Genomic DNA, 3910 nt, shown 5'->3' with positions numbered 1-3910 from the left:
GGCGTAGGCAGTGGCATAGTCGCCCTGCTGCAGCGCCCGACAGAAGCTGAGTAGAGAGCGCGTCGGCGTCGAGAGCGACGAAAGGGCATCGATGAGCCAGTTGCTGGCAGCCGGGACCAGCAGAGCCGTATTTTGTTCTGGCTGGGTCTCATTACGGTATCTCACCCACACCAATGCCGTTGCCTGCGTCGGCTCTACCGTTTCAAGCCGCGCTGAGCAGGCAGTTACCCCATCCACAAGCAGGCGAAAGACCCCGCGCGCTACATGACTTTGCAGAAGAGGAGTCAAGCCCCCATAAGCAGCCTCTGCATCTCCGGCCCCTAGCATCGTGCAAAACGAGGAGAGGGAGCGCGGCAGCGTCGTCAGCGCCTGGTCTTCAATAATCAGCCAGGTCCCGCCCCGCTCGCTCAGTTTCACCTGCTGCAGCCGCGTCTGACCAGCGACAGTAAGCCGTAGTCTCGCTGTCGCCAGCGTTCCCTGCCTACTCACGGCCTCATAGCTACAGCGCTCGGTTCTTCCCAGCAAGCCGGCGAAGACCAGTAAAGAGGTCTGGCCCTGGAGAGCCGGGTCCAGATACTGATAAGCCGAGTGAGGATCATGCTGTCTGAGAGCAGAGCAGAAGGCCTCTAATGACTTCTCAGGCGCTGATCGTAGCCCGTAGAGGAGGTAGCAAGCGCTTCCCCCCAGCAAAACCAGCAGCAAAACCAGAGCAACCACAACCCAGAGTAGGCGCCGCCCCGTACGGCGCTGCCCAGGGTTGGCCAGAGGCGTAGGCGATGAGTCACTCGGCTCCATTGCTGCCAGCAAGAATGGTCCTAGTGAATTACCTTGACTGAAAGCCATATGACCATTGCTGATGTGTGGTCCTGGCAGCCTCTCATTGTCAGGATCAACAGACCGCATGTGCTCGTCTTTTCCTTCTTTACTTTCCTCGCTACCCTGCTTTCAGCAAGCCGAGCAGCATTTCTCTCTCTGCACCATTGCCTGCCTGGGCAGGCATTTAGCTTTCTTGAGCTTGAGCATCAGATCAAGCGGAGGCCTCACTGTCTCCCGATAGCCCTGATCACAGGCCCACTTAGGCTACTTGCCAGTCCTGAGCAAACAAGGCATACTAAAGAGACAGCAAGAGCGCCAGAGAAGCAAAGGGAGGAAAACAGAGGCAGCAAGCGACTGACCCAGTCACACGGCTGATCGCCGCTTTTCACTCCCTGCGATGAGGCCGCAGGCCGGAGCGTCCAGCACTACAAGCCAAACTGGCAGCTTGGATGAGCACGTCTCAAGGAGCAAAGCGTGAATAATATCATTCTCCCGGGAGAAGACGATACCATCATCAGCACCAGCAGACTCACCAAAGCCTTCGGTAATCTCGTAGCAGTCAACGACCTGAATCTGCGTGTGATGCGAGGCGACGTCTTCGGCTTCCTTGGCCCTAACGGTTCGGGCAAGACCACCACCATCCGCATGCTGCTGGGGCTAATCCGTCCCACAGCGGGGCACGCCTTTATCTTTGGCATGGATAATCAGTACCAGCTCCCGGCCATTCTGCGGCGTATTGGGGCCGTTGTCGAAACGCCCGTCTTTTATCCTTATCTCTCAGGGCGAGACAACCTGCGCGTCATCGCGGCGGCTTCGGACATGGCACGGCACCCTCTCAACGACAAGCGCATCGAGGAGGTTCTTGAGCTTGTCGAGCTGCGTGCCTACGCCGGACTGGCTTATCACGCATACTCACTGGGCATGAAGCAGCGGCTTGGCATCGCAGCCGCTCTGCTGACCGACCCCGAACTCATTCTGCTGGATGAACCGACCAACGGGCTGGATCCCGTGGGCATGGTTGAAATCCGCCGACTGATCGCCCACCTTGCCCAGCAAGGAAAGACCATTTTTCTTTCCAGCCACATTTTACACGAAGTTCAGCAAGTCTGTAACCGTGTAGCCATTCTGCACCGGGGCAACCTCATCAAGCAGGGCGATGTCGCTGATCTCCTGCGTCAGAGCGAATATATTCTGATCCGCATGAACAGTGCCCAAGAGGCACAAGCCGCCTGCCAGGTGCTTCAAGAAGCGCGTGAGCGAGGAGCCATGTGGATCAAGTCCATTACTGGTGCGAGCAATGGGATCGGCAAGCAGCGGATACGGGCAGGAGCCGCCGGAGAACAAGACCCCGCAATGCTGCGCATCGAGGCCCCTGCAGCGCGCTCGGCAGAGATCAATGCCTTACTGGCCCGACACGATCTCTTTGCAGCGGAGCTACACCCCTATCAAGGCAGCCTGGAAGAAGCCTTTCTTGAACTCACAGCCACAGCTCAGTTCCCGGGAGCCTCAGCCGTCAGCGGCTGGCCGGCACTGGCACCACTGGGCAAGGTTCCCTTGGAGGGAGAAGCGCGCCAGTAAGTCAGCGACAAGGAGCAGAGCCTATGCAGCCACCAGTCGATACCAGCCCTCCGCCCTCGGTCAGAGGTAGACAGCAGTTACCCCAGCAGCGCGCCAGCGCCTCAATTCTTCTGGGCCGGCGCGACTACCTGAGTGTACTGCTACGCCTGGTCGCAATGGAGCTTTACAAGCTCCGCCGTCGTCCTCTCACGCGTGTCTTAGCCGTAGTGAGTCTGCTGACCATCTTGCTAGTTTTCCTAGCCCTCTTCCTCTTCTCCATGGGAGACAACACCGGCGAGGTCGCCCGGCTGCTTCTCCCTCCTGCCTCTCTCCATATCGCCGTCCAGACAGCCCTGACTCCCTTTACCATTCTCATTATCATTCTGGCAGGGAGCAGCGCCGGGGGTGAGTACACCCAGGGCACCATTCGCCTGCTGTTCACCCGCGGGCCGACGCGCACCCAATTCCTCTTGGCCAAGGTCGCAGCCATATTGATCTGCTGTATTGTAGGCATTAGCGGGATGACCCTCAGCGGCCTAATCACGGGCTATTTACTCAGCTTCCTGAGGCAAACGCCTGACACCAGTCCTTTTCTCACAACGAGCTGGCTGCTCCACACGGGCCTCTTTTTGCTCCTGGCAATACTGAACTGGTTCATCTTCGGAGTCATTGCTTTGTTTTTCGGCATCCTGGGCCGCTCCAGTGCCGCGGGTATCGGCGGAGGCATAGTCTGGTACTTGTTGGAGCCGATCATCGGGCAAATCTGCCAGCTCAGCAGCGAGCTTGTACAGGGACCGGTCAGCGCCTTTCTGGGGGCGATACCAGACTATCTGATTGGCAATAACTTAGCCACCTTGATGGCCCATCAGGGGTATTATATCTTTGGCAGCAGCAGCTCCTCGCGGCTCCCCGACCTGGGAGCTATGACAGTGCTGCTGGTCTACATTGTGCTTCTCCTGAGCGTTGCAGCCTGGCTGAATCAGAGAAGAGACATCACTAACTGAAACCGTGCTATGGACCTGTTAGATGCCGCCCCAATCAAAGCCTATGGCTATGAACTAGGCTTCGATCTCGTTCGCATCACAGGGGCAGAAGCTTTCCCAGAGACCGAGCGAGTCATTAAGGACCGGATCGCTGCGGGCCTCATGGATGGCCTACCCTGGTTCACCAGCGAGCGGGCAGAAGTCTCCTGCCATCCTGATGCTCTTCTGCCAGAGGCACGCTCGATTATTGCTCTGGCCATGTGTTACCTGAGCGAGCCGCCCGAAGAGCCGCAGGACGATCTGCCGCGTGGACGCATCTCACGCTATGCCTGGGGAGAGGACTATCACGAAGTTATCAAGCCTAAGCTGAAACAGTTCGCTGAATGGCTGCGGGAATATGCGCGGCGCGAGGCTGGCCACGAGCTAGAAGCGCGACTTTTTGTTGATACCGGGCGCATGGTTGATCGTGCCGTTGCTCAGCGGGCAGGCATTGGCTGGTATGGCAAAAATACGACTATCCTGACCCGCGGGTGGGGCTCATGGGTCTTCCTTGC

At 58.2% G+C, this 3910-nt stretch carries 4 protein-coding genes; 3 read left to right on the top strand and 1 reads right to left on the bottom strand.

Annotated elements, in window-relative coordinates; all coding sequences use genetic code 11:
- Positions 1–903 (bottom strand): hypothetical protein (locus IRZ24_RS17775; protein WP_297167223.1); only part of this gene is annotated, 903 nt, incomplete at its 3' end.
- Between the two features lie 387 nt (positions 904–1290).
- Between IRZ24_RS17775 and IRZ24_RS17770 the strand changes: the two genes are divergently transcribed.
- From IRZ24_RS17770 to IRZ24_RS17760, 3 genes are all read left to right on the top strand, one after another.
- Positions 1291–2394, top strand: coding sequence for an ABC transporter ATP-binding protein (locus IRZ24_RS17770; RefSeq protein ID WP_297167220.1), 1104 nt, complete (start codon positions 1291–1293; stop codon positions 2392–2394).
- 23 nt (positions 2395–2417) lie between these two features.
- The gene (locus tag IRZ24_RS17765; RefSeq protein ID WP_297167217.1) at positions 2418–3377 is read left to right on the top strand and encodes an ABC transporter permease; all 960 of its coding nucleotides are present in this window, start codon (positions 2418–2420) and stop codon (positions 3375–3377) included.
- Between the two features lie 9 nt (positions 3378–3386).
- Positions 3387–3910: QueG-associated DUF1730 domain-containing protein (locus tag IRZ24_RS17760; protein ID WP_297167214.1), on the top strand; the 524-nt coding region annotated here is incomplete at its 3' end.

The sequence above is a fragment of the Thermogemmatispora sp. genome, assembly GCF_019683755.1.
Lineage (GTDB): Bacteria > Chloroflexota > Ktedonobacteria > Ktedonobacterales > Ktedonobacteraceae > Thermogemmatispora.
This window is presented reverse-complemented; position numbering and strand designations above follow the sequence as displayed.